The sequence below is a fragment of the Micromonospora sp. IBSANI012 genome (genome assembly GCF_052814045.1).
In genome coordinates, this window is record NZ_CP199933.1 from 1128487 (window position 1) to 1147948 (window position 19462).

At 74.6% G+C, this 19462-nt stretch carries 18 protein-coding genes; 13 read left to right on the top strand and 5 right to left on the bottom strand.

The genetic code is table 11. From position 1 onward, the window contains the following. Positions 1-607 precede the first annotated feature (607 nt). Positions 608-793 (bottom strand): hypothetical protein, encoded by a 186-nt coding sequence (locus ACTWM8_RS05445; protein ID WP_446214734.1) that lies wholly within the window; start codon positions 791-793, stop codon positions 608-610. Between the two features lie 161 nt (positions 794-954). On the opposite strand from ACTWM8_RS05445, the gene ACTWM8_RS05450 reads away from it, so the two are divergent. After that, positions 955-2142: a low temperature requirement protein A gene (locus ACTWM8_RS05450; RefSeq protein ID WP_446212824.1), complete on the top strand. Its 1188-nt coding sequence runs from the start codon at positions 955-957 to the stop codon at positions 2140-2142. Between the two features lie 275 nt (positions 2143-2417). Here the strand turns inward: ACTWM8_RS05450 and ACTWM8_RS05455 are convergent, their stop codons facing one another. Next, complete coding sequence (locus ACTWM8_RS05455) at positions 2418-3563, bottom strand: CapA family protein (RefSeq protein ID WP_446212825.1); 1146 nt, start codon at positions 3561-3563, stop codon at positions 2418-2420. Positions 3564-3703: 140 nt separating this feature from the next. Between ACTWM8_RS05455 and ACTWM8_RS05460 the strand changes: the two genes are divergently transcribed. Next, the gene (locus tag ACTWM8_RS05460) at positions 3704-4198 is read left to right on the top strand and encodes an N-acetyltransferase family protein (RefSeq protein WP_446212826.1); all 495 of its coding nucleotides are present in this window, start codon (positions 3704-3706) and stop codon (positions 4196-4198) included. A 37-nt stretch (positions 4199-4235) separates the two neighbouring features. Here ACTWM8_RS05460 and ACTWM8_RS05465 read toward each other — a convergent pair whose 3' ends face one another. After that, positions 4236-4697 (bottom strand): hypothetical protein, encoded by a 462-nt coding sequence (locus ACTWM8_RS05465; protein WP_446212827.1) that lies wholly within the window; start codon positions 4695-4697, stop codon positions 4236-4238. Between the two features lie 372 nt (positions 4698-5069). Here ACTWM8_RS05465 and ACTWM8_RS05470 point away from each other — a divergent pair, with 372 nt between their 5' ends. Continuing rightward, a complete protein-coding gene (locus ACTWM8_RS05470; protein ID WP_446212828.1) occupies positions 5070-5990 on the top strand; it encodes a lytic polysaccharide monooxygenase auxiliary activity family 9 protein in 921 nt (306 codons plus the stop codon). A gap of 65 nt (positions 5991-6055) precedes the next feature. Here the strand turns inward: ACTWM8_RS05470 and mgrA are convergent, their stop codons facing one another. Next, positions 6056-7045 (bottom strand): L-glyceraldehyde 3-phosphate reductase, encoded by a 990-nt coding sequence (mgrA, locus tag ACTWM8_RS05475; protein ID WP_446212829.1) that lies wholly within the window; start codon positions 7043-7045, stop codon positions 6056-6058. A 68-nt stretch (positions 7046-7113) separates the two neighbouring features. Between mgrA and ACTWM8_RS05480 the strand changes: the two genes are divergently transcribed. From ACTWM8_RS05480 to ACTWM8_RS05520, 9 genes are all read left to right on the top strand, one after another. Further along, positions 7114-8082 carry an aldo/keto reductase gene (locus tag ACTWM8_RS05480; protein WP_446212830.1) on the top strand — a complete coding sequence of 323 codons (969 nt, stop codon included), beginning with the start codon at positions 7114-7116 and terminating at the stop codon, positions 8080-8082. 5 nt (positions 8083-8087) lie between these two features. Further along, complete coding sequence (locus ACTWM8_RS05485) at positions 8088-8585, top strand: hemerythrin domain-containing protein (protein WP_446212831.1); 498 nt, start codon at positions 8088-8090, stop codon at positions 8583-8585. 101 nt (positions 8586-8686) lie between these two features. Continuing rightward, positions 8687-9988 (top strand): sensor histidine kinase, encoded by a 1302-nt coding sequence (locus ACTWM8_RS05490; RefSeq protein ID WP_446212832.1) that lies wholly within the window; start codon positions 8687-8689, stop codon positions 9986-9988. After that, on the top strand, positions 9985-10635 hold the full coding sequence (locus tag ACTWM8_RS05495) for a response regulator transcription factor (protein WP_446212833.1): 651 nt from the start codon (positions 9985-9987) through the stop codon (positions 10633-10635). The genes ACTWM8_RS05490 and ACTWM8_RS05495 overlap by 4 nt, the downstream gene beginning before the upstream one ends. Before the next feature lie 72 nt (positions 10636-10707). Then, positions 10708-11781 carry a hypothetical protein gene (locus ACTWM8_RS05500; protein WP_446212834.1) on the top strand — a complete coding sequence of 358 codons (1074 nt, stop codon included), beginning with the start codon at positions 10708-10710 and terminating at the stop codon, positions 11779-11781. 202 nt (positions 11782-11983) lie between these two features. Next, positions 11984-13447 (top strand): magnesium chelatase, encoded by a 1464-nt coding sequence (locus ACTWM8_RS05505; RefSeq protein WP_446214477.1) that lies wholly within the window; start codon positions 11984-11986, stop codon positions 13445-13447. Between the two features lie 2 nt (positions 13448-13449). Then, positions 13450-15402 carry a vWA domain-containing protein gene (locus ACTWM8_RS05510; RefSeq protein ID WP_446212835.1) on the top strand — a complete coding sequence of 651 codons (1953 nt, stop codon included), beginning with the start codon at positions 13450-13452 and terminating at the stop codon, positions 15400-15402. A 95-nt stretch (positions 15403-15497) separates the two neighbouring features. Then, positions 15498-16013, top strand: coding sequence for a hypothetical protein (locus tag ACTWM8_RS05515; RefSeq protein ID WP_446212836.1), 516 nt, complete (start codon positions 15498-15500; stop codon positions 16011-16013). Positions 16014-16101: 88 nt separating this feature from the next. Further along, on the top strand, positions 16102-17073 hold the full coding sequence (locus ACTWM8_RS05520; RefSeq protein WP_446212837.1) for an FUSC family protein: 972 nt from the start codon (positions 16102-16104) through the stop codon (positions 17071-17073). 45 nt (positions 17074-17118) lie between these two features. Here ACTWM8_RS05520 and ACTWM8_RS05525 read toward each other — a convergent pair whose 3' ends face one another. Then, positions 17119-18111 (bottom strand): GlxA family transcriptional regulator, encoded by a 993-nt coding sequence (locus ACTWM8_RS05525; protein WP_446212838.1) that lies wholly within the window; start codon positions 18109-18111, stop codon positions 17119-17121. Between the two features lies 1 nt (position 18112). Between ACTWM8_RS05525 and ACTWM8_RS05530 the strand changes: the two genes are divergently transcribed. Further along, positions 18113-19462, top strand: a complete 1350-nt coding sequence (locus tag ACTWM8_RS05530) for an MFS transporter (RefSeq protein WP_446212839.1) — start codon at positions 18113-18115, stop codon at positions 19460-19462.

Here is a 19462-nt window from a genome sequence, read left to right on the forward strand (position 1 = left end):
CATCGGGCAGGCGGTCCAGCGACGGATCTCTTCGCCCGCGAACTCACCGCCGCCGGGCAGGCGCTGACCCGTCGTGACCTCAAGCAGGCCGAGGATGCCTTCCACCGCTTCACCACAGCGAAGCCGGAGGAACACAAGACGACCGAGATGGTCGCCGCAGCGCGAGAGGTTGCCATCCTCTCCCCATGGCGCAGGCGACGGCTGGGCATGATCCGCCGCTACCAGCACGCCGCCGAGCACCTCGACAACATCTACACCATCGGCAACGAGATGATGGGGTGGACCGTGGCGACCATACGCAAGGGCGAGCCGGTACCGGCTGGCCTACCAGCGTCGATCGAGCACCTGAGCCAAACGCTGCGGCTCCTGCATCGTGACTTCCTCGCCGGACAGGAGCCGGAGCCGGCGCGCGCGGGCGCTGCAGGCGATCAAACTAGCCAACGAGGCACACACAGAAGGTCTCGAGCTCTCCGGGAATGCTGTCGTCACGCAGCTGCGCGCTGCCGTCAGCGAGCTGCTCCAAGCATCCGGACTCCCAGCGGACCAGGCCAAAGCGCAGGCAGGTATGACACACCGCGTCTGACACGAGGCGCCCCGCTCCTGTACCTCAGTTTGCCCGCGGCTCCGCTTGCAGCTCGGGCACGTCCCGCTGGAGGACCGGGGCGATGGCGGTGTCCAGCGCCAGCGGGTGAAGGCGTCGGCTGCGGGCGACCTCGGCGGATGAGACGCCGGTGAACCCGGCCCGGTCGAGGGTCGCGTAGACCGTGACGGTCGGCCAGCGAGATCCGCCCAATGCGCCGTCATCGGCCGACCCTGCCCGCCTCACGGAACGAGATCCGGTGCCGGTTTCCCGATAAGGCCGGCCGGGACGACGGCTGGTGTTACGACTGCCTGATGGGCGCCATCGACGACGGGACCCGCTGAGACATGGCGGCCGGGGATGCGCGGCGCCTGATGCCCACCACGCAAGCTACGGGGCGGGCGACGTTCCTGGAGCTCTTCTTCGATCTGGTCTTCGCCTACGCGCTCAGCCGCATCTCCACCCGGGCGTTCGAGGCCCTGACCCTGGATCCGGGCGGCAGCGAGGGCTGGAGCCCGGTCACCGGCGGCGGGAAGCTCCTGCTGCTGTTCTTCGCGCTCTGGGGAGTCTGGCAGGGCATCGCCTGGACCACCAGCCGGTACGACCCGCACCACGGCTGGCTGCAACTGATCGTGATCATCGCGCTGGTGGCCAGCATGGTGATGGGCGTGGCGATCCCCCGGGCGTTCCGCGAGACCGGGCTGGCCTTCGCCGTGGCGTACGTGGTCGCGCAGCTGTCTCGGCCGGTGATCCTGCTGCTCGCGCTGGGCCCCCACCCGTACCGGCGGCTGAAGATACGGATGGCGATCATCTTCGGCTCCACCGGGGTGCTCTGGATCATCGGGGCGCTGCTGCCGGCCAACCCGCGGATCGTCCTTTGGACGTCGGCGCTCATCGTCCAGTACGCCGCCGCCCGGTCCGGCTGGCCCGTGCCGGGACTGGGCCGGTCCACCATCGCGCACTGGAACATCGCCGGCGAGCACCTGGCCGAGCGCTATCAGCAGTTCTTCCTGGTCGCGCTCGGCGAGACGGTCCTTGTGGCCGGCCTCGCCTACGACACGGGCCCCTACGGGCGCGGCCAGACCACCGCCTTCGCCCTGGCGCTGGCCACCTCGATCCTGCTCTGGAGGATCTACGTCCAGCGCGCCGGGCAGATCCTCGGCGAGGCGGTCGCCAAGGCCCGCCACCCGGCCACCATCGGCCGGTCCGCAGCCGAAACCCACCTGATCATGGTGATCGGCCTCACCACCACCGCGATCGGCTACGAGCTGACGATCAGGCATCCGCTGAGCAATCCGGAGGTCGCCTGGATCGGGGTGATCATCGGCGGTCCGGCCCTCTTCCTGGCCGGCCGCGCCCGCTTCGAGTACGAGGTGTTCAGCCGAGTGTCGCCATCCCGGTGGATCGCCACGCTGGTGCTGCTGGCCACGGTGCCCGTCCTGGTGCAACACCCGCCGCTGATATCGGCGGCTGTAGTCGTCGCAGTGCTGACCGCCGAGGCCGTCGCCGACGCTCGCAGGGCCCGCGGGCGCCCCCCGGAACCGGCCGCACCACCCTACTAGCGGCGATGCGCACGCAGCGGCCCGCGCCACTCTCCCCGCTTGACCTTCTCCCTAGTCGCCCGCTCTCGTAGCGCTCGGGACGGCGGTTGCGCAAATCCGAGGAAGGTGGGTCCATGTGCCAAACGTGTGCCAGGTCGACAGGTGATGTGGGGTCAGGGGTTCGAGTCCCCTCGGCTCCACCCTTGAGAACAGGGCGTTCGTCAGAAGTGACGAGCGCCCTTCGTCGTTCCCGAGGACGGTAATAGCCACGGTCGGAGCCCCTCCGCAGGCATGGCCTAGCGGGCAATCTGCAGGCCGTCGTCGATGCCCCCGCGGGCGTCGAGGTAGCCGCTGATCCGGTCCATGGCGGCCCGGTACGTCTCTCGCCGCCGGTCGGCGGTCGGGAGCCGGCTGAGATCGAGGACCCGGATGGTGGGCTTCAGGGAGAGCCAGATGGGGATCGCCTCCGCCCGGGTGACGGTCCATCGGCGGTCGGGCTGTTCGGTGAAGGTGAACTTGGCCAGGACGCCTTCGCGGTTGGCGTCCTCGGGGAAGTCGTGCCGGGCGAGGGTGTTGCCGACCCCGTAGGCGATCCACTTGCCGCCGACCTTCTCGAAGGGCTGCACGACGTGGGCGTGGTGTCCGATGATCAGGTCGATGTTCGGGTCGGCGATCAACTCGTTGGCCCAGCGCAGCTGGTTCCCGTCGGGGGTGTGTTCCATCTCGGTGCCCCAGTGGGCGGACAGGACGATGATCTGCGCGCCGGCCTTGCGGGTCGCTGCGGCGGCCTGCTTGATGGCGGGCACGTCGATGCGGTTGGCCAGCCACGGTTTGTCCGGTGGCGGCGGGTGGCCGTTGAAGTGCGTGGCCCAGGACAGGTGGCCGATCTTGACGCCCTTCACCTGGTAGATGGTGGGGGTGGCCTGTGCGGCGCTGCTGCGGAAGGTGCCGGTGTGCTGCAGTCCGGCGGCGTCGAGCGCGTCGAGGTTGGCGTAGACGCCCTGCTCGCCCTGGTCGAAGGAGTGGTTGCTGGCCGTCGAACAGGTGTCGTAGCCGGCGGTCCTGATGGCCGGTCCCAGGTCGGTGGGGGCGCGGAACCGGGGAAAGTCCGCCGGCGCGCCGGGACCCATGGGGGCCTCCAGGTGGCAGATGGCCAGGTCGGCGGACTCGACCGCGGGCCGGATGGGGGCGAACATCGGGTCGAAGTCGTAACCGGGCCGACCGGCCTTGATCGCGTCGGCGCCGGCCTGCTGCCAGGTGGGTGGGTGCACCAGGATGTCGCCGGAGCCCAGGATGGTGACCTGCCGAGCCCCCGCCGGGGCGGTCGACGTGACGGTGCCGGTCAGCCGGTCGCGGATCACTTCTGCACGGGCTGCCCCGACCGCGGGGGGTGGGGCCACCAGCGCGGCGACGAGCAGCATGCGGATGATGGAAAGGCGCACGCCCGGCTCTTCCCGATCGGAGGCGGATGATGCCGCGCCGCCGCTGACGGAGCTGGCCGTCGGCCGACAGGGCCCGGTCGGCACACCTCGTCACCGGATACCGGGTTGCCTGCTCCCCACCCCCACGGCATCCTCCCCGCATGATCGAGACGCGGGTGCTCAGCGAGGGCGACTGGAAGATGTGGCGGGAGTTGCGGCTCGCCGCGCTGGCGGCGGCGGCGTACGCGTTCGGTTCCCAGCTGGCGGACTGGCAGGGCGAGGGCGACCGCGAGGAACGCTGGCGCGGTCGGCTGGCCATCCCCGGCTCGTACAACATCATCGCGATGCTCGACGGGCAGCCCGTCGGGATGGCCAGCGGGGTGCCGACCGATCAGGACGGCGTCGTCGAGCTGATCTCGATGTATGTGGCGCCGGTAGGACGTGGCCGGAGCGTGGGCGACCACCTCGTCCGGGCGGTCGAGCAGTGGGCTCGGCTGGTGGGCGCGGAGACACTGCGCCTGGCCGTGGTGGAGGGCAACCGGAACGCCTGGGCGCTCTACCAGCGCAACGGCTTCCGTGACACGGGTGAGCTGGGCGACCTCATGCCCGACGGCGTGCGTCGGGAGCACATCATGGCCAAGATTCTCGCGGCCTGACCGTCGGCATCCCGGGCTGGCTGGTCCAGCCGGATGTTCACCCTGCGGTCTTGCGGGCCGTGCGCCGGTTGCCGAAGGACTCCATGGTGGTGGCCTTCTTCGCCGGCGCCCGGGTGGCCGTGGTCGTCCGCGCGCGGGCAGCCGCGGCCTTCTTCGCCGGCGACTTCTTCGTCGCCGCCCTCGTCCCGGGCGCCTTCTTGGCGGGGGCTGCCTTCTTGGCGGCGGGCGCCTTCTTGGCGGCGGCCGCCTTGGCGGTCGGGGTGCGGGTCGGGGCGGCCGTCGCGGTGGTCGCCTTCTTCCGGGCCACCCGCGCCGTCGTCGGGGTGGGCTTCTCACCCGGGGTCTTGGCCAGGCTCGCCCCGGTGGCCCGCTTCGTGGCGGCCGCGACCTTCTTCGCCGCCGCCTTGCGGTTCGTCGGGGCCTTGCGGGCCCCGACGGCCTTCCGGGCGCTGGTGGGCCTGGCGGCGGCCCCGGTCGTGCTCCGTCGAGCGTCGGCCATCGTCGCTCCTCCTCGGGGTGTCCTGCCGAGGCCCGCACCGACGGTGCCGCTGACGGGACGGGCCGGTCCAGCCGGGTCGAGCCGACCGGCCCGCTCGGCGCCCGTGTCTTCCCCCACCCCCGGCACCCAAACTCTCCCGACGGCGGGTACGCCTTCAGGGCGGCCCTGGACGGCCCGCAGGCGCCGAGCTATCGCCGATGAGTGAGCAGGTGGTCGAGGGGCGACAGGGCGTTCACGGCCTGCGGTGGCAGGTCGGTCGGCGACGAATACGCGGGAAGGCGAAGCACGCGGCCAAGCTACCGAGCCGGCCGGCACCACCGCCCGTCGAACTTTTGGCGGCTCCCGCCCGTACCAGTGCTCGGGAGGTCCATCATGACCGTACGCCGAGTGCTCGCCGTCCTCGCGGCCGTCGCCGCGAGCGTCCTGCCGACCGCGACCCCCGCCGCCGCGCACGGCGCGCCCACCAGCCCGCTGAGCCGGTCCGCGGCCTGCGGCCCGGAAGGCCCGCACGCCGCGACGCCGGCCTGCCAGGCGGCCGTGCGGGCCGGAGCGGCGGTACGCGAGTGGGACAACATCCGGGTCTTCGGCGTCAACGGCCGGGACCGGGAACGGATCCCGGACGGGGAGCTGTGCAGCGGCGGGCTGTCGGCGTACCGGGGGTTGGACCTGCCGCGCACCGACTGGCCGGCGACGGAGCTGACCGCCGGGGCGAAGTTCACCTTCCGCTACCGGGGGACCATCCCGCACAAGGGCACGTTCCGGCTCTACGCCACGCGCCCCGGCTACGACCCGCAGAGCCGGCTGACCTGGGCGGACCTCTCGTCGCGCCCGTTCCTGACGATGACCGACCCGCCGCTGCGCAACGGCTCGTACCAGCTGGCGGGCCGGCTGCCGGCCGGGTTGACCGGGCGGCACCTGATCTACACCGTGTGGCAGAACTCCGACACCCCGGACAGCTACTACTCCTGCTCCGACGTGGTGTTCCGCAAGCCCGGCCGGGCCACGCCCACCGCAGCGGCCAGCCCGGCCAACCCGGCCGTCGCGCCGCGCGCCGCCAGCACTGCCGTCCCCGGGTTGACCGCGGCGCCGGTGCCGGGCGATCCGGGCGTACCCGTGGCGTCGGTGACCCGCCTCGGCGGTGACAGCCTCCGGCTGGTGGTCGGCGCGGCGGCGGCGGTCACCGTGCTGCTCGCCGCGATGGTCGCCATGCGGCTGCGCCGGGCCGGCACCGTCCCGCCCGGCCGCGCCTGCGACGTGCGCAACCACCGCGCCGGCCGCCGCCGTATCTGGTGACCCCGGCGCCGCCGCGCCCCGGCCGCGCCACCTGAGGTGGGCGGCGGCCGGGACGCCCCGGCGGCTCAGCCGAGCAGGCCGTCGATCTCGGCCAGCTCCTCGGCGGTGAAGTCGAGGTTCTCCACCGCGGCGACGTTCCCCTCCAACTGGGCCACGCTGCTCGCGCCGATGATCAAGCTGGTCATCCGTGGGTCGCGCAGCGCCCAGGCGAGGGCGAGCTGAGCGAGGGTCTGCCCCCGCCGCTCGGCCACCCGGCCCAGGCCGCGGATGGTGGCCAGCTTCTCCTCGGTCAGGTCGCTCTCGTTGAGGAAGACGCTGGTGCGCACCCGCGAGTCCTCGGGAATGCCGGCGAGGTAGCGGTCGGTGAGCAGGCCCTGGGCCAGCGGGCTGTACGCGATGCAGCCCGCGCCGACCTCCGCCAGCGTGTCGAGCAGGCCGTCGTCCTCGGTCCACCGGTTCAACATCGAGTACGACGGCTGGTTGATCAGCAGCGGCGTGCCCAGGTCACGCAGGATCGCCGCCGCCCGGGCGGTCTGCTCCGAGTCGTAGTTGGAGATGCCGACGTAGAGCGCCTTGCCGGAGCGGACGACGGCGTCGAGCGCGCCCATCGTCTCCTCCAGCGGGGTGTCCGGGTCGAACCGGTGCGAGTAGAAGATGTCGACGTAGTCCAGCCCCATCCGGCGCAGTGACTGGTCCAGGGAGGAGACCAGGTACTTGCGGGAGCCCCACTCGCCGTACGGGCCGGGCCACATCAGGTAGCCGGCCTTGGTGGAGACGATCAGCTCGTCCCGGTAGGGCTTGAGGTCGGTCGCCAGCATCCGGCCGAAGGCCTCCTCCGCCGCGCCCGGCGGCGGGCCGTAGTTGTTGGCCAGGTCGAAGTGGGTGACCCCGAGGTCGAACGCGCGTCGGACGATGTCCCGCTGCCGCTCGAAGGGCCGGTCCGGCCCGAAGTTGTGCCACAGGCCGAGCGAGACGGCGGGCAGCCGCAGCCCGCTGCGTCCGGTCCGTCGGTAGGTCATCGAGTCGTAACGCTGATCAGCGGCGAGGTAGGTCACGACGCCGACCCTATCCGGCGTCCCGGAACGGGCGTGCCGTCCCGGTGTGCGGGGGTAGCTTCGAGCCCATGCGCTTCGTCCCGCTCGACACGCCCAAGCCCATCTCCAAGATCGGTCTCGGTACCTGGCAGTTCGGCTCGAAGGAGTGGGGTTACGGCCCCGACTACGAGCGTCGGGCGGCGGACATCGTGCGGCGGGCGCTCGACCTGGGGGTCACCCTCTTCGACACCGCCGAGATGTACGGCTTCGGCCGCAGCGAGCGGATCCTCGGGGCCGCCCTCGGCGCCGACCGGGAGAAGGTCGTGGTGGCCAGCAAGATCTTCCCGATCCTGCCGGTCGCCCCGGTGGTGCAGCAGCGGGCGGTCGCCTCGGCGGCCCGCCTCGGCGTGCAGGGCATCGACCTCTACCAGGTGCACCAGCCCAACCCGGTGGTCGCCGACACCACCACCATGCGCGGCATGCGCGCGTTGCAGGACGTCGGCCTGGTCGCCGAGGTCGGCGTCAGCAACTACAGCCTGCGCCGCTGGCGGTTCGCCGAGGCGGCGCTGGGCCGGCGGGTGCTGAGCAACCAGGTCCGCTACAGCATGATCGACCGGGGCCCGGAGGAGGACCTGATCCCGTACGCGGAGCAGGCCGGCCGGATCGTCATCGCGTACAGCCCGCTCGCGCAGGGCTTCCTCTCCGGGCGGTACGACGCGAAGCACCCGCCGAGCGGGGCGGTGCGCCGGGCCAACCCGTACTTCCTGCCGGAGAACCTGGAACGCGGCACCGCCCTGATCGCGACGCTGCGCGAGGTGGCCGACGCGCACGACGCCACCCCCAGCCAGATCGCGTTGGCCTATCTGCTGCACCACCCGAACGTGGTGGCCATCCCCGGCGCGTCCGGTGTGGAGCAGATGGAGCGCAACGCGGCCGCCGCCGAGATCGATCTCGGCGCCGACGAGTACGCCGCCCTGGCCACCGCCGCCCGGCAGTTCCGGCCGGTCACCGGCCTGGCCGCGGTGCCGAGGCTGATCCGCGCCCGAGTGGGGAAGTGAGCATCATGGACGACATCACCGCGCTGATCCTGGACGACCACGCCGCCTTCCGGCGCGGCTTCGCCCGGCTCGACGACGCCCGCGACGAGACCGAACTGCTGGCCGTCTGGGAGGCCCTCGCCCTGCACCTGGACATCCACGCCGAGGCGGAGGAGGCGATCCTCTATCCGCACCTGGTGCGGCACGGCGACGACGGCGAGGACGAGACCACCGACGCCATCGGCGACCACAACGAGATCCGCGACGCCATCGCCGAGTCCAAGCTGCACCCGGTGGGCTCCGACCAGTGGTGGGCGGCGGTGTGGAAGGCCCGCCGGGAGAACAGCGAGCACCTCGCCGAGGAGGAGGACGGGGCGCTGCCGGACTTCCGCCGACACGCCAGCGTCGAACTCCGCGCCGAGCTGGGCGCCCGCTGGCTGACCTTCTACGGCGAGCACAAGAACGGCCGCAACCTGACCTTCGACGACAAGGACCCGCGGAAGTACGTGCAGGAACACCGCTGAGCCGGCGGCGCCGCCCGAAGTGATCCGCGGGCGACGAGGCGGCGCCGGAATCCCCGACACGGGGGAGTCGGCACGGCGCGGCGGGGCGGGAGAATGGCCCGGTGACTCCCCGGGCGCTGATCGCGCCGCTCGTCCGTGCGAGCACCTGTCGCCGTGGCGTGTTCCTCCTGCTCGGCGGGGTGCTGGCCCTGCCGTACGCGCTGCTGGCCGGCACCTTCGTCCAGCTCCTCACCCGCGGCGAGGTGCCCCGGCTGCTGGTCTTCGCGCTGATGGTGGTCGCCGCCGTCATCGGCGCGGTGCCGTTCTTCCTCGACGGCAGCCGGACGCTGGAGATCGCCGCCGCCCGCGCCCTGCTCGGCGTGCCGCTGCCGGAACCCGCCGCCGGGCACCCGGCCGACCGGGAGACCCGGCTGCGCGCCGCGCTCTGGATCGCCCTGCACATGACCGTCGGCGGAACGGTGATGTTCGCGCTGATCAGCGCCCTGCCGATGGCGTTGTCGTTCATCGCCCAGCAGTTCGGCGTCGGCACCCAGCTGGTCGCCCAGGAGAGCTGGGGCCCGCTCGACGGGCGGGACACCGGCTGGCTCACCCTCACCGGGGTGCTGATGCTGCTCGGCCTCGGCTACGCGGTCGCCGGGCTGGGCACGCTCGCCGCCTCGATGGCACCGGCGCTGCTCGGCCCCTCGGCGTCCGAGCAACTCGCCGCCCTGGCGGCGCGGGCGGCCCGGCTCGCCGAGCGCAACCGGCTGGCCCGGGAACTGCACGACTCGGTGGGTCACGCGCTGACCGTGGCCACCCTCCAGGCCGGCGCGGCCCGCCAGCTCCTCGACGGCGACCCGGAGTTCGCCCGCCGGGCGCTCGCCGCGATCGAGGAGACCAGCCGGCACGCGATGGACGACCTGGACCACGTGCTGGGCCTGCTCCGGGAGACCGAGGACGCCGCCCGTGCCCCGGCCGGCACCGCCCCGCAGCGGACCCTGGCCCAGCTCGACCGGCTCGTCGCGGACACTCGGGCAACCGGGCTGCGGATCGACGCGCGGGTCGACGGGGAGCTGGCGGAGCTGCCCCCGGCGGTGTCCCGGGAGGGCTACCGGATCGTGCAGGAGGGGCTGACCAACGCCGCCCGGTACGGCCGCGGCCCAGTGCGCCTGCGGGTGGACGTACCCGGGGAGGCGACGGCGCCCGCTCCTCGCGGGCCGTCGGACGCGCCGAGCCGGCGGTGGTTGGAGATCGAGCTGGAGAACCTGCTGGGCGGCGCGGCGCGGCCGGCACGCGGCGGCCGGGGCCTGGACGGCATGCGGGAACGGGTGCTGCTGCTCGGCGGGCGGATCACCGCCGGCCCGGAGAATGATCACTGGCGGGTCCGGGTGCGGCTGCCGGTGCCGAGGGGGGAGACGCGGTGAGCACGGACGTGCTGATCGTCGACGACGACGAGCTGATCCGGGTCGGGCTGCGGGCGATCATCGACGCCCAGCCGGACCTGCGGGTGGTGGGGGAGGCCGCCGACGGCGCCGAGGTGCCCCCGCTGGTCGCGCGGCTGCGGCCCCGGGTGGTGCTGATGGACGTGCGGATGCCCGCCATCGACGGCATCCAGGCCACCCGGCTGCTGCTCGCCGCCTCCGCCGACCCGCCCCGCGTCCTCGTGGTCACCACCTTCGAGAACGACGAGTACGTCTACGAGGCGCTGCGCGCCGGGGCGAGCGGCTTCCTGCTCAAGCGGGCCCGCCCGGCGGAGGTGGTCACCGCCGTCCGGGCGGTCGCCGCCGGTGACTCGCTGCTCTTCCCGGCCGCGATCCGCCGCCTCGCCGGGGCGTACGGGGGGCGGGGCGGGGACCGGCTGCGCGCGGCCCGGCTGACCGAGCGGGAGGCGGAGGTGTTGCGGCTGATGACCACCGGCCTCTCCAACACCGAGATCGCCGGCCAGCTCGTGGTCGGGGTGGAGACGGTCAAGACGCACGTCGGCAACGTGCTGGCCAAGCTCGGCGTGCGGGACCGCACCCAGGCCGTGATCGCCGCGTACGAGTCGGGTTTCGTCGTCCCCACCGGCTGATCCCCTCGCCGGGGGAGCGGGTTCGCCACCGCTCGGGAGGGCGGTGGCGGCACCGCCGCCGAGGCTGGAGCCATGACGACGACCATCACCTCCACCCCGTCCCGCCGGCGGCTCCGGCTCGACCTGGCCCCGCCGCTCGCCGCCGCCTGGCTGGGCGGCTGGGGCCTGCTCGCCCTGGTCGGCACGCTCACCGGCGCCGGCTACCCGTTCGGCGCCAACGACCCGCACGGCGGCGGGGCCAACCTGCTGCGGCTGGTCCCGGTCGCGGTCGGCGCGCCGCTGCTCGCCGGGCTGCTGCTGGCCGGGGCGGTCACCGCCCTGGTCCTCGCCGACGCGGTACGCCCGCCCCGGCCGCTGCGGGCGCTGGTGCTCGGCTACGGCTGGGCGCTCGCCTTCGTCCTCGCCGTGGTGGTGCCCGACGCCCGGGTGCTGGTCGTGCTCGGCTACGCGCCGATGCTGATCCTCGGCGCCCCGTTCGGCTGGCCGCCGGTCGACTACGCCGACGTCTTCACCTGGGCGCTCTTCGCGCGCTGCGCGGCCCTGGTCGGTGGGGTGCTGCTCGCCGGGGCGCTGCTGGCCTGGCAACGCCGTACCGCCGGGGCCTGCCTGTCCTGTGGGCGCGGCGGCGGCGCGCGGGGCTGGACCGCGCCGGACGCGGCGGCCCGGTGGGGCCGCTGGGCGGCCGGGACGGCGGCGGTCATCCCGCTGACCTACGCGGTCACCCGGTTCGCCTGGGCGGCCGGCGTCCCGCTGGGCATCTCCCGGGACTTCCTCGCCGAGCTGCGCGAGACCGGGCTGGTCTGGGCCGGCGCCGGGCTGGGCGCGTTCGCCACCGTCGGCGCGCTGCTCACCCTCGGCCTGGTCCGCCCCTGGGGCGAGCGGTTCCCGCGCTGGATGCCCGGGCTGACCGGCCGGCGGGTGCCGGTCGGGCTGGCCGTCGTGCCGGCGACGCTGGTGGCGCTCTCGGTCACCGCGGCCTCGCTCGGGCTGGTCACCAGCCCGCAGTTCTGGGCCATCGATGGCGGGTTCAGCCTGACCACCGCGCCGATGCTGCTCTGGCCGCTGTGGGGCGTGTCACTCGGCGCGGCGGCGCTCGCCTATCACCTGCGGCGGCGGGGCGCCTGCCGGTCCTGCGGCCGAGGTTGACCAGTCCCACCGGCCGGCTGGCGCGGCTCGTGGGCCTCCCCACCCGGCGGGGGCGTGACCCACCCGGGCGGGAGCGGGTCGGCCGGGTCGGACCGGTGGTGCGGACCGGTGGTGGGGGCCGGTGGTGGGGGCCGGCGGTGGGGGCCGGCGGTGCGGGCCGGAGCGGACGGAAGGGGGCGGTGACGTGGCGGACCGCGCTAGCGTGGGTCGGGTGACTGCGCCAAACCAGGTTCTCCCGGTCCCGCCCGCCGACCTGCCCGGCACGCTCGGCGAGCTGCGCGCGGCCGGGCACCGGCACCGCACCGTCAAGCAGGAACTCCGCGACAACCTCCTCGCCCGGATGCGTTCCGGCTCCGATCGCTTCCCCGGCATCGTCGGCTACGACGACACCGTCCTGCCCGAGGTCGAGCGGGCCCTGCTCGCCGGCCACGACATGGTGCTGCTCGGCGAGCGCGGCCAGGGCAAGACCCGGCTGATCCGCTCGCTGGTGGCGCTGCTCGACGAGTGGACCCCGGTGATTCCCGGCTCCGTGCTCAACGAGCACCCGATGCACCCGCTCACCCCGGCCTCCCGCGCGCTGGTCGCCGAGGCCGGCGAAGACCTGGCCGTCGGCTGGCTGCACCGCTCGATGCGCTACGGCGAGAAGCTGGCCACCCCGGACACCAGCGTCGGCGACCTGATCGGCGACGTCGACCCGATCCGGCTGGCCCAGGGCCGCACCCTCGGCGACCCGGAGACCATCCACTTCGGACTGGTGCCGCGCACCAACCGGGGGATCTTCGCGGTGAACGAGCTGCCCGACCTGGCCGAGCGGATCCAGGTGGCGCTGCTCAACGTGCTGGAGGAGCGGGACATCCAGGTCCGCGGCTACCAGCTGCGGCTGCCGCTGGACCTGTTCCTGGTGGCCAGCGCCAACCCGGAGGACTACACCAACCGGGGGCGGATCATCACGCCGCTCAAGGACCGCTTCGGCGCGGAGGTCCGTACCCACTACCCGGTCGACCTGGAGCTGGAGCTGGCGCTGATCCGGCAGGAGGCCGAGTTGGTCGCCGAGGTGCCGGAGCACGTGCTGGAGGTGCTCGCCCGGTTCGCCCGCGCCGTGCGGGAGTCGCCGTCGGTGGACCCGCGCTCCGGCGTCTCCGCCCGCTTCGCGATCGCCGCCGCCGAGACGGTCGCCGCCGCCGCGCTGCGCCGATCCGGCCTGCTCGCCGCCGGTCCCGCCGCCCAGGGGGTACGCCCCGAGGCCCCGGTCGCGCGGGTCGGCGACGCGGTGTCGGTGACCTCGACCCTGCGCGGCAAGGTCGAGTTCGAGAGCGGCGAGGAGGGGCGCGAGATCGAGATCCTGGCCCACCTGCTCCGCACCGCCACCGCCGAGACGTTCCGGGCCCGGCTGGCCGGGCTGGACCTGTCCGGCTTCACCGGCCTGGTCGCCGAGGGCACCATGATCGAGACCGGTGAGCTGGTCTCGTCGGCCGAGCTGCTGCGCCAGGTCGGCACCGTGCCGGGGCTGGCCAAGGCGCTGGACCGGCTCGGGCTGGGCGACGCGCCCACCCCGGAGGAGGCCGCCGCCGGGATCGAGTTCGTCCTGGAGGGGCTGCACCTGACCCGCCGGCTCGGCAAGGACGTCACCGAGTCGGGCCGTACCGTCTACGGCGGCCGGGGCTGAGCGTGGCCGGCAACCGGTTCCGGTACGGCCAGTGGCGCGGCGGGCCCGACCCGCTCGCCCCGCCGTACGACGTCCGGGCCGCGGTGGACGCCGTCGGCGCGGAGGTGCTGGCCGGCGGCAGCCTGCGGGACGCGCTGCGCGACCTGCTGCGCCGGGGCCCGCAGGGGCGCGGCGGCCTGGACGATCTGGCGGCCCGGGCCCGCCGGCTGCGCCGGGAGGCGCTGCGCCGGGGCGACCTGGACGGGGCGGTGACCCGCTCCCGGGCGCTGCTCGACCAGGCGCTCGCGGCGGAACGCGACGAGCTGCGCGGGCGCGCCGACGACGACGCGCGGTTCGCCGAGGCGGTGCTGGACAACCTGCCCCGCTCCACCGCCCGCGCCGTGCAGGAGCTGGCCGGCTACGAGTGGGCCAGCGACGAGGCGCGGCAGACGTACCAGCGGATCCTCGACGGGCTGCGCGGCGAGGTGCTGGAGCAGCGCTTCGCCGGGCTGCGTGACGCGGCGCGGGCCGCCGCCGACCCGGCGGTGCAGCGGCAGCTGGCCGAGATGATGCGTGACCTCAACGACCTGCTGGCCCGGCACGCCCGCGCCGAGGACACCACCGATGCGTTCGCCGAGTTCATGCGCCGGCACGGCGAGTTCTTCCCGGAGCGGCCGAAGGACGTGGACGAGCTGGTCGACGTGCTCGCCCGCCGCTCCGCCGCCGGGGAGCGGCTGATGCGGTCGCTGTCGGACGGGCAGCGTGCGGAGCTGGCCGGGCTGATGCGGCAGTCCCTCGGCGACCGGCTGGCCGGCGAGCTGTCCGCGCTGGACGGGCACCTGCGGGCGCTGCGCCCCGACCTGAACTGGCAGCGCGGCGAGCGGGTCCGCGGTGACCAGCCGCTCGGCTACGGCGAGGCGGCCGGCGCGCTCGACGAGATCGGCGAGCTGGACGACCTGCTCGACTCCCTCGACCAGGGGCACCCCGGCGCGACCCTCGACGACGTGGACGTCGAGGCGGTGGCCCGGACGCTGGGCCGCGACGCCGCCGACGACGTCCGCCGGCTGCGGGAGCTGGAGCGGGAACTGCGCCGGCAGGGGTGGGTGAGCCGGGACGCCGACGGGCTCACCCTGAGCCCGAAGGCGCTGCGCCGGCTCGCCGGCACCGCGCTGCGGCGGGTCTTCGCCGACCTCACGGCCGGGCCGCGCGGCCAGCACGACCTGCGCTCGGCGGGTGCGGCCGGCGAGGTCAGCGGGGCGTCCCGGCCCTGGGAGTACGGCGACGAGCAGCCGCTGGACGTGGTCCGCACCCTCACCCGGGCGGTCCGCCGGGCCGGCCCCACGGTGCCGGTCCAGCTCGACGTCTCCGACTTCGAGGTGGTGGAGACCGAGCGCCGGGCCTCGGCGGCGGTGGCGCTCTGCGTCGACCTGTCGTACTCGATGATCTCGCAGGGGCGCTGGGGGCCGATGAAGCAGACGGCGCTGGCGCTGTCGCACCTGGTGGCGACCCGCTTCCCGCAGGACGCCCTGGAGATCGTCGGCTTCGGCCGGGAGGCGCTGACGCTGACCCAGCAGGAGTTGGCCGCGGTGGAGCCGGACATGCAGCAGGGCACCAACCTCCAGCACGCGCTGCGGCTGGCCGGGCGGCACCTGCGCCGGCACCCCGGCGCGGAGCCGGTGGTGCTGGTGGTCACCGACGGGGAGCCGACCGCCCACCTCGACCCGGACGACGGGGAGGCGCTGTTCCACTGGCCGCCGCTGCCGGAGACGATCGAGGCGACCATCCGCGAGGTGGACAAGCTGACCCGCTACGGCGCCACGCTCAACCTCTTCATGCTCGGCGACGATCCGGGGCTGCGCCGCTTCGTCGACGCGGTGGCCCGCCGCTCGAAGGGCCGGATGTTCACCCCCGACCTCGACGACCTCGGCGAGTACGTCGTCTCCGACTACCTGCGCGCCCGGCGGGGCCGGCGCTGAACCGCCCGGCGGGGGCGGGCGCTGAACCGCCCGTCCGGGTGATCCCGGTGCGGTAACGCCCCGGTCCGCGCCGGTCGGCGGGGTTGACTGGGGACGTGGAGAGCGCGGGGCTGCGGCGGATCTACGACGAACTGCTCGCCGAGGTGGAGGCGGGCGGCTTCGGCGAGCCGCCGCAGGGGCAGCAGAGCGCCGAGCAGATCGTGGCGCACCTGGCGGCCAACGACGAGCTGATGAGCGAGGCCACCGAGGCGGTCCTCGCCGGCTCGCCCTTCGCCTACTACGACCTGGAGACCATCCACCGCCCCCAGGTGGACGCGCTGGTCGCCGACTGCGGCGGCCTGGACGGCCTGGCCACCCTGCTGCGGGCCACCAGCCAGAAGCTCTGCGCCCTGGTGGACCGGCTCGGCACGGCGGCGGACACCCCGGTCGACACCCACCTGCGGGAGGGCTTCGACCTGGTCGTCGACGACACCCTGCCGTGGTCCCGCACCCTGGACCTGCACGCCCGCGTTCACCTGCCGAAACACCTCGCGCAGCTCCGGGTGCTGCGGACGCCGCCGGGGGTGCCCATCGTCGACCGGCCGACCGTCGACCGGTCGGTCGGGTCGTGAGCCAGCCGGTGCGGTGAGCCGGCGCGGGACGGGCCTGCGCAGAGCGGCCCGTTCGGTCGTCCCCGCGCTGTTGCGGCACCGGATCCGGATGGCGTTGCCGCTGATCGGCCAGTGCGCGCTGACGGCCGGCGTGGCCTGGTGGATCGCGGCGACCGTCTTTGGCCACCAGGCGCCGATCTTCGCCGCCACCGGCTCGTTGATCTGCCTGTCGGCGGGTCTGGGCGGGCGGGGCCGGCAGGCCGTCGACCTGTTCGTGGGGGTGCTGGCCGGCGTCGCGGTGGGGGAGGGCGTCCAGGCCCTCGACCTGGGCAGCGGATTCCTGGTGATGGTGCCGGCGCTCGCGCTGGCGATGTCGATCGCCGCCCTGGTCGACCCGCGGCCGCTGACCTACGTCCAGTCCGGTGCCGCCGTGCTGATCGTGGCCGCACTGGGGCCGGCGCAGTCGCCCGCCGGCTATCTGCTGGACGTGGCGGTCGGGGGCGCGCTGGGTCTGCTCGGCAGTCAGGTGCTGTTCAGCCCCGATCCGGTGAAGCTGGTCGCCGCGCCGGTCCCGGACATCCTGCGGGACACCGCGGTCGCGCTGCGGACGGCGGCCGAGGCGCTGCGCCGGGGCGGGCCGGGGCTGGCGGCCACCGCCTGCGAGCAGGCCCGGCACGCCAACGCCCGCCTCGGCCGGCTCACCGAGGCCCGGGTCGAGGCCCGCCGGGTCACCGGCCGCACCGTACGCGGGCGCCGGCGGGCCGCCCGGCTGCACGGGGCCGACCGCCCCCTCGACGACGTCCACGTGCTGGTCGCCGCCGCCCTGCTGCTCTGTGACGACGTGCACCGGCAGCTCACGTCCCACCCCACCGTGGCGTCGGGCCCGTTGCCGGACCGGTTGACCGAACTGGCCGACGGGCTGGGGGAGCTCTCCGCCGCCACCACCGACCGCTCCGGATCCCGGCCCGGGTCCACCGCACCGGTGCCGTCCGGCCCCGGCGACGACCGCCCGGTGATCGAGGTGCACCTGCGCGACGCCACCGCCGCCCTGCACCGGCTCCGCGCCGCCGCCCCACCCTGACCCCGGTGACCGAGCCCGTCCCCGCCCGCGGCGCGGGAACGCGGGTCAGGGGTGCCGGTGGAACGCCCGGCGGTACGCGCTCGGGGCGACGCCGATGCGCTGGCGGAGCTGCTGGCGCAGGGCGGCGGCGGTGCCGAAGCCGCAGCGGTGGGCCACCTGGTCGACGGTCAGGTCGGTGGTCTCCAGCAGCAGCCGGGCGTGGTCGGTGCGCTCCTGGAGCAGCCACTGGGCGGGGCTCAGCCCGGTCTCGGAGCGGAAGTGCCGGGTGAAGGTGCGCACGCTCATCCGCGCGTGCTCGGCCAGGTCGCGCAGGGTGACCGGCTCGTGCAGCCGTTGCCGGGCCCACTCCCGGGTGCCGGCGGTGCCGGTCCCCGCCCGGTGGGGCACCGGCCGCTCGATGTACTGGGCCTGGCCACCGTCGCGCCACGGCGGCACCACGCAGCGGCGGGCCGAGCGGTTGGCCACCTCGCTGCCGTGGTCGGTGCGGATGACGTGCAGGCACAGGTCGAGGCCGGCGGCCACCCCGGCCGAGGTGAGCACGTCGTCGGAGTCGATGAAGAGCACGTCGGGGTCCAGGTCGACCGCCGGGTGCAGCCGGCGGAACAGGTCCGCGTACGCCCAGTGGGTGGTGGCCCGCCGGCCGTCGAGCAGCCCGGCGGCGGCCAGCACGAACGCGCCGGTGCAGATCGACATGATCCGCGCGCCCCGCTCGTGGGCCGCCCGTAGCGCCGCCGCCACCTCCGGGTCGAGGATGCCGTCGGTCAGCGCCGGACCGCCGTGGATGCCCGGTACGACCACCGTGTCGGCGGCCTCGACCAGTTCGAGCCCGTGGTCGGGCAGCACCTGGTACCCGGCGGTGCTGCGCACCGGGCGGCCGCCCGGCGTGCAGGCGTCGACCGTGTAGAGCGGCTGCAGGTCCTTGGTGCGGGCGGTGCCGAAGACCTGGGAGGGGGTGCCGAGGTCGAGGCCGACCACCTGGTCGATGGCGAGCACCGTCACCCGGTGCGGGACGATCGTCATGGCCCGATTATTGCGCATGATGGCTTTCCGGCCACTCGTCGTCGGCGGGGCCGCCGCCGAGACTCGTATCGTGAACCGAACCCGCCGTCTCCACCCCGCCTGGCTGGTCGCCGCCGTCGCGTTCGTCGCGCTGGTCGGCGCCGCCGGCTTCCGGGCCACCCCCTCGGTCCTGCTGCACCCGCTGCACGCCGAGTTCGGCTGGCCGCTGGCCACCGTATCCGCCGCCGTCTCGGTCAACCTGCTGCTCTACGGGCTGACCGCGCCGTTCGCCGCCGCGTTGATGGACCGGTTCGGCGTCCGGCGCGTGGTGGCCGGCGCGCTGGCGTTGGTGGCGGCCGGCAGCGGCCTGACGGTGTTCATGACGGCCAGTTGGCAGCTGATCCTCTGCTGGGGGGTGCTCGTCGGGCTGGGCACCGGGTCGATGGCGCTCGCCTTCGTGGCCACGGTCACCGGGCGCTGGTTCGTCCGCCGTCGCGGGCTGGTCACCGGGGTGCTGACCGCCGGCGGGGCGGCCGGGCAACTGGTCTTCCTGCCGCTGCTCGCCGTGCTGGTCCGCGATCACGGGTGGCGCACGGCGGCGCTCGTCGTCGCCGGGGCGGCGCTGGCGGTCGTACCGCTGGTGGCCTGGCTGCTGCGGGAGCACCCGGCGGATCTCGGCCTGCCCGCCTACGGCGCGGCGGAGGTGGTGCCGCCCGCGCCGACGACGGGCGGCGCGGCCTCCCGGGCCGTCGGCGCGCTGGCCTCGGCCGCGCGGACCCGGCCGTTCTGGCTGCTCGCCGGCGGGTTCGCGATCTGCGGCGCGACCACCAACGGGCTGGTCGGCACGCACTTCGTGCCGGCCGCGCACGACCACGGGATGCCGGAGACCACCGCCGCGGGGCTGCTCGCCCTGGTCGGGCTCTTCGACATCGTCGGCACCATCGCCTCCGGCTGGCTCACCGACCGGGTGGACAGCCGGCTGCTGCTCGGCGCCTACTACGCGCTGCGCGGCGGGTCGCTGCTGGTGCTGCCCGGCCTCTTCGCCGGCACGGCCGAGCCGAGCATGCTGGTCTTCATCATCTTCTACGGCCTGGACTGGGTGGCCACCGTGCCGCCGACCGTCGCGCTGTGCCGGGAGTACTTTGGCGCGGCGGGCGCGGTGGTCTTCGGCTGGGTCTTCGCCGCCCACCAGTTCGGCGCGGCGATCGCGGCGACCGGAGCGGGCCTGGTCCGCGACCGACTCGGCGACTACGCCCTGGCCTGGTACGTCGCCGGGGCGCTGTCGATCGGCGCGGCCGGGCTCTCGCTGCTGCTGCGCCGCCGGGAACCGGTGCCGGTGCCGGTGCCCGTGGTGGCGCCGCCGGCCCGGGCCTGGAGCTACCGGGGCTGA

Bases quoted from the DNA above. Each gene is read 5' to 3' on its own strand.
- ACTWM8_RS05450 (WP_446212824.1), top strand. From the start codon at position 955: ATGCCCACCACGCAAGCTACGGGGCGGGCGACGTTCCTGGAGCTCTTC.
- ACTWM8_RS05460 (WP_446212826.1), top strand. From the start codon at position 3,704: ATGATCGAGACGCGGGTGCTCAGCGAGGGCGACTGGAAGATGTGGCGG.
- ACTWM8_RS05465 (WP_446212827.1), bottom strand. From the start codon at position 4,697: ATGGCCGACGCTCGACGGAGCACGACCGGGGCCGCCGCCAGGCCCACC.
- ACTWM8_RS05470 (WP_446212828.1), top strand. From the start codon at position 5,070: ATGACCGTACGCCGAGTGCTCGCCGTCCTCGCGGCCGTCGCCGCGAGC.
- ACTWM8_RS05480 (WP_446212830.1), top strand. From the start codon at position 7,114: ATGCGCTTCGTCCCGCTCGACACGCCCAAGCCCATCTCCAAGATCGGT.
- ACTWM8_RS05485 (WP_446212831.1), top strand. From the start codon at position 8,088: ATGGACGACATCACCGCGCTGATCCTGGACGACCACGCCGCCTTCCGG.
- ACTWM8_RS05500 (WP_446212834.1), top strand. From the start codon at position 10,708: ATGACGACGACCATCACCTCCACCCCGTCCCGCCGGCGGCTCCGGCTC.
- ACTWM8_RS05520 (WP_446212837.1), top strand. From the start codon at position 16,102: ATGGCGTTGCCGCTGATCGGCCAGTGCGCGCTGACGGCCGGCGTGGCC.
- ACTWM8_RS05525 (WP_446212838.1), bottom strand. From the start codon at position 18,111: ATGCGCAATAATCGGGCCATGACGATCGTCCCGCACCGGGTGACGGTG.
- ACTWM8_RS05530 (WP_446212839.1), top strand. From the start codon at position 18,113: ATGGCTTTCCGGCCACTCGTCGTCGGCGGGGCCGCCGCCGAGACTCGT.